Annotated in this window: 4 protein-coding genes and 1 pseudogene; all 5 read left to right on the plus strand. The window is 74.1% G+C overall.

The features are described 5' to 3' along the window. Positions 1–275 precede the first annotated feature (275 nt). Positions 276–578, plus strand: a complete 303-nt coding sequence (locus tag QH283_RS14980; RefSeq protein WP_280503608.1) for a glycosyltransferase — start codon at positions 276–278, stop codon at positions 576–578. Next, a complete protein-coding gene (locus QH283_RS14985) occupies positions 575–1,600 on the plus strand; it encodes a UDP-glucuronic acid decarboxylase family protein (RefSeq protein WP_280503609.1) in 1,026 nt (341 codons plus the stop codon). The genes QH283_RS14980 and QH283_RS14985 overlap by 4 nt, the downstream gene beginning before the upstream one ends. 124 nt (positions 1,601–1,724) lie before the next feature. After that, positions 1,725–3,346 (plus strand): annotated as a pseudogene (locus QH283_RS14990) (carbamoyltransferase family protein). A 71-nt stretch (positions 3,347–3,417) separates the two neighbouring features. Continuing rightward, on the plus strand, positions 3,418–4,887 hold the full coding sequence (locus tag QH283_RS14995; protein ID WP_432420733.1) for an HAD-IIIA family hydrolase: 1,470 nt from the start codon (positions 3,418–3,420) through the stop codon (positions 4,885–4,887). Next, positions 4,884–5,698 (plus strand): glycosyltransferase family 9 protein (locus tag QH283_RS15000; RefSeq protein ID WP_280503611.1); only part of this gene is annotated, 815 nt, incomplete at its 3' end. The genes QH283_RS14995 and QH283_RS15000, both read left to right, overlap by 4 nt.

The raw sequence follows: 5,698 nt of genomic DNA on the forward strand, positions 1-5,698 counted from the left end.
AGATCCTGCACCGTCCCGAGCACCCGCCCGGTCACGTCCACGACCTGCCGATTCTGCTCCATCTGCTGCGCAAACTCCGGCGCCACCGACGTGTCCTCCTCCACCCCCAGGACACGCGCGAGATGGTCAATCCCCTGCTGAACACTGTCGCCGTCAACGGCTCAGGGCCCGGACCGGTACCGGACGCCACCTGCTGCAACGACACCACCAGCGACTCGAACAAACGGGTCTGCTCCGGCGACAGGACTCGTTCGGGGGCGATCACATTCTTCGGCATGACACCGCTGGAAGCCATGGCGTGCGGGGTGCCCGTGGTCGCCAGTGCGGTGGGCGGACTGATCGACACCGTCGTGGACGGCGTGACCGGCCGACTGGTCACCCCGCGCGATCCCGCGAAACTGGCCGACGCGGTCCGGGAACTGCTCGACGACCCCGCGACCGCGCGCCGGTACGGACGCGCCGGGCACGCGCGGGTGGAATCCCGCTACTCCTGGGAGCGGATCGCAACCGAGGCGCAACGCGAATACCACCGGGTGTGCGCCGGCGCCGCGGGCGAGGCCAGGAGGCAGGCGCAGTGATCGCCGCCAGGAGCTTCCGGCGGGCGCTGGTCACCGGCGGCTGCGGGTTCGTCGGCGCGCACCTGTGCTCGGCCCTGCTCGACCGGGGCACGAGTGTGATCGCGCTGGACAACTTCGCGACCTCCTCGCCCGGCAAGGTCGCCACCCTGCTCGGCAGACCGGGCTTCCGGCTGATCCGCCACGACGTCACCGAACCGCTGCCCGTCCTGGACGAGGCCGTCGATGTGGTCTTCCACCTGGCCTCGGCCGCCTCCCCGCCGGACTACCTGCGCCTGCCGATCGAGACCCTGCGCACCGGCTCGCTCGGCACCGCCAACGCCCTCGACCTGGCCGAGCGCCACGGCGCCCGCTTCGTGCTCGCCTCCACCAGCGAGGTCTACGGCGACCCGGCCGTGCACCCGCAACCGGAGGACTACTGGGGCAATGTGAACCCGATCGGTCCGCGCAGCGTCTACGACGAGGCCAAGCGCTACGCCGAGGCGCTCACCGCCGCCCACCGCCGCGCCAGGGGCACCGACACCGGCATCGCCAGGATCTTCAACACCTACGGCCCCGGCATGCGCGCCGACGACGGCCGCCTGGTGCCGACCTTCGTCACCCAGGCGCTGGACGGCGCCCCGCTGACCATCGCGGGCACCGGCGAGCAGACCCGCTCGCTGTGCTATGTCGACGACACCGTGCGCGGGCTGCTCGCGCTGGCCGACCGCGACCACCCCGGTCCGGTCAATCTCGGTGATCCGCACGAACTCTCGGTCCGGCGGCTGGCGGAGGAGATCCGGGAGCTCACCGGCAGCACCTCGCGCATCACCTACATCGATGCCGCCCAGGACGACCCGCAGCGCCGCTGCCCCGACATCGCGCTGGCCGAGCGGGAACTGGGCTGGCGGCCGACGGTCGACCGCGCCGACGGGCTGCGCCGCACCATCGACTGGTTCGCCGCGCACACCGTGGCCACCGTAGGGCGGTCGGGGCGCCGCGCGGCGGAGCGAGGTGTCGGTACGACAACGAACACATTGCACTGACCAGCACGCTCGGTGAACCAGTTTCGCGCTCGCTTCACCGGGTAGCTCGGCTGTTGTCGGCGGGAGGCCTGCCGGCAACGAGAAGCCCGAACCCCGCCATCGTCCCCGAGCCGAAAGGCGACCCGTGCGCATTCTCGGAATCAACGCGGTGTTCCACGATCCGGCGGCAGCCCTCGTCGTGGACGGCGAGATCGTGGCCGCCGCGGAGGAGGAGCGGTTCACTCGCCGCAAGCACGGCAAACGGCCGGTGCCGTTCGCCACCTGGGAGCTGCCCGAGCAGGCCGCCGCCTGGTGTCTGCGGCAGGCGGGACTGCGCCCGGACCAGCTCGACCTGGTCGGCTACTCCTACGACCCGGGGCTGGTCGACCATTCGCTGGCCGGTCTCGATCCCGGCAGCGAGGAGATCCGCACCGACTACGCGCGCCGCGCCCCGAACTTCCTGCGCGCCGCGCTGCCCGGCCTCGATCCCGGCATCGTGCGGTTCGTGCGTCACCACGTGGCCCATGCCGCCTCCGCCGCGCTGGCCGCGCCGTTCGGCGACTCGGCGGTGCTGGTGGCCGACGGTCGCGGGGAAGCCGGTTCCTATCTGGCCGGGGAGTACCGGGACGGCAAGTTCGTCGAACTGGCCGCCCAGCGGCTTCCGCACTCGCTCGGGCTGCTCTACGAGGACTTGACCGAACATCTCGGCTTCGCCCGCTCCAGCGACGAATACAAGGTGATGGCGCTGGCCTCCTACGGCAGGCCCCGCTTCCTCGACGAATTCCGCGGCCTCGTCTACACCACCGCCGACGGCGGCTTCCGCACGGAGCCGGTGGACTGGCAGTCCTTCGCCCCCGCCGTGCGCGACGGCGGGCCCGGCCCGGAGCACGCCGACCTGGCGGCCACCGTGCAGCGCCGCCTCGAGGACGTCCTGCTCGAGCTGACGTCGTGGCTGCACCGGCAGACCGGTCAGCCGAATCTCACGCTGGCCGGCGGCATCGCGCTGAACTGCGTGGCCAACACCCGGCTGCACGCCGAGGGCCCCTTCGAGCGGATCTGGGTGCAGCCCGCCTCCGGCGACGCGGGTACCGCGTTGGGCGCGGCGCTGCAACTGGCCGCCGAGTTCGGCGAGCGCGCGGCCCCGATGGTCGGGGCCGATCTCGGCCGGAGCTGGAGCGACGACGAACTGGAAGCGGTGCTGCGCACCGCCAGGGTGCGCTACACCCGCTCCGACGACGTGGCCGCCGAAGTGGCCGAGATGCTGGCCGCGGACGGGGTGGTCGCCTGGTTCCAGGGCCGCGCCGAGTACGGCCCGGCGCGCTCGGCCACCGCTCGCTGCTCGCCCATCCCGGCCGCGCGGAGAACCTGGAGCGCCTCAACGATGTGAAGGGCCGCGAGCAGTTCCGGCCGCTGGCCCCGATGGTGCTGGCCGACCGCGCCGCCGAGATCTTCGGCCGCGGCCCGCTGCCCAGCCCGTACATGCTGTTCGTGCACGATGTCACGCCCGCTTGGCGCGAGCGCATCCCCGCGGTCACCCACGTCGACGGCACCGCACGGGCGCAGACCGTCGATCCCGCCGACGAACCGCTGGTGGCCCGCATGCTCACCGAATTCGACCGTCGCACCGGTCTGCCCGTGGTGGTCAACACCAGCCTGAACACCGCGGGCAGGCCGATGGTGGACTCCCCGCGCGACGCGCTCGAATGCTTCGGTTCCGCCCCGATCGACCTGCTCGCCCTCGGCCCGTTTCTGGTGCGCCGACCATGAACCCAGCATCTTCCACCCCAGCATCTTCGATTCCGGGAGCGGTGCCGGCGCCCCGCCCGGACTACAGCATCGTGATCCCGACGACGGGACGCGACAGCCTGCGCGTGCTCCTCGAAACCCTCGGCGCCGCAACCGGTCCGCGGCCCCGCCAGATCGTGGTGGTGGACGACCGGCCCGAGGGCGGGCCGCTGCCGATCTCCCCGGCGCTGCCCGGCGTGCGGGTGGTCCGCTCGTGCGGTCGCGGGCCCGCCGCGGCCAGGAATGCCGGCTGGCGGCAGTCGGGCGCCGCCTGGATCGCTTTCCTCGACGACGACGTGGTGCCCGCCCCGGACTGGCCCGCCCGCCTCGCCGAGGACCTGCTCGACCTGGACCCGCGCGTCGCCGCCACCACCGCCCGCATCGAGGTGCCCCTACCCGCGGACCGGCGGCCGACCGACTGGGAGCGCGGCACCGCCGGGCTGGCCACCGCCCGCTGGATCACCGCCGACATGGCCTACCGCCGTCGCGTGCTCGAGGAGGTCGGCGGCTTCGACGAACGCTTCCCCCGCGCCTTCCGTGAGGACGCCGACCTGGCGTTGCGGGTCCGCCTCGCCGGCTACGACATCGCCACCGGGCAACGTCGCACCCGGCACCCGGTGCGCCCGGCCGGGTTCCTCGCCAGCGTGCGCGCGCAGCGAGGGAACGCCGACAACGCCCTCATGCGAAGGAAATTCGGACGAAGCTGGCGGCAGCGCATCGGCGAGGACCCCGGTCTGCTCCCCCGCCACGTGCTCGCCACCGCCACCGGCGCGGCCGCCGCGGCGTTCGGGCTCACCGGCCACCGTCGCGCCGCATGCGTATCGGCCGCGGCGTGGACGGCGATGACCGCCGACTTCGCGGTGCGCCGCATCGCGCCCGGCCCGCGCACGCCCGCCGAGATCGCGCGCATGGCCGTCACCAGCGCGCTCATTCCGCCCGCAGCGTGCTGGCACCGCGTGCGCGGTGAGTTGCGGCACCGGCACGCCACCCACGAGTCCCCGCTTGCCCTGTTGTTCGACCGCGACGACACCATCATCGTCGACATCCCCTACCTGGCCGACCCGGCACGGGTGCAGCCGGTGCCCGGCGCGCGGGAGGCACTGCGCGCCGTGCGGGAGGCGGGCATCGCGCTCGGTGTGGTCAGCAATCAGTCCGGGGTGGCCCGCGGGCTCATCAGCCCACGCCAGCTCGTCGCCGTGAACGAGCGGGTCGAGCAACTGCTCGGCCCCTTCGCGACCTGGCAGGTCTGCGTGCACGGCGAGGACGACGGCTGTGTGTGCCGGAAACCGCGGCCCGCCATGGTGCGCCGGGCCGCCGCCGAACTCGGCGTCGACGTGCGCCGCTGTGTGCTCATCGGCGACACCGGGGCCGATGTCGGCGCCGCGCTCGCCGCGGGCGCCCGCGCCATCCTGGTGCCCACCGACCGGACACTGCCGGAGGAGGTCGAACGGGCGCGGCGGGAGGCCGCCGTGGCCGGGGACCTGACCGAGGCCGTCCGGCTGGCGATGGCGGGTGCGCGATGACGGGCCGGGCGCTGGTGGCGCGCATGGACAACGCGGGCGACGTGCTGCTGGCGGGCCCCTGCGTGCGGGCGGTGGCCGCGCACGCCGACTCGGTGACCCTGCTGGCGGGCCCGCGCGGCGCGGCCGCCGCCGAACTGTTGCCGGGCGTGGACCGGGTGCTCACCTGGTGCGCCCCGTGGATCGACCCGGAACCGCCGCCGATCGCCGAGGCCGAGGTCGAGGACTTCGTCGCCGCGATCCGCACGCTGCGCATCGACACCGCGCTGATCCTCACCTCGTTCCACCAGTCCCCGCTGCCGCTGGCGCTGCTGCTGCGCATGGCGGGTGTGCCGTGGATCGGGGCCATCTCCGAGGACTACCCGGGCGCTCTGCTCGACCTGCGCCATCGCGTCGACGGCGACCCGCCGGAACCCGAGCGCGCGTTGTCGCTCGCCGAGGCGGCTGGTCTGCCGCTCCCGCCCGGCGACGACGGCAGGCTCGCCGTGCGCAGGCCGTTGCCGGATGTCTCCGCGCTGACCGGCGACCCCGGTTACGTGGTCGTGCACCCGGCGGCCTCGGTGCCCGCCCGCCAGCCGTCGGCGCCGCGCTCGGCCGCGATCGTGGCCGCCCTGGCCGCGGCCGGGCACCGGGTGATCGTGACCGGCTCCCCCGCCGACCGGGCGCTCACCGCCGAGGTCGCGGGCGGCCACGCCGTCGACCTGGCCGGGGCGACCACCCTCGCCGAGCTGGCCGCGGTCCTGGAGCGCGCGAGCGTGGTGGTGGCGCCCAACACCGGTCCCGCGCATCTGGCCGCCGCGGTCGGCACCCCGGT

This window comes from Nocardia farcinica (assembly GCF_029867845.1).
Taxonomy (GTDB): Bacteria; Actinomycetota; Actinomycetes; order Mycobacteriales; family Mycobacteriaceae; genus Nocardia; species Nocardia farcinica_A.

Bases quoted from the DNA above. Each gene is read 5' to 3' on its own strand.
- QH283_RS14980 (WP_280503608.1), top strand. From the start codon at position 276: ATGACACCGCTGGAAGCCATGGCGTGCGGGGTGCCCGTGGTCGCCAGT.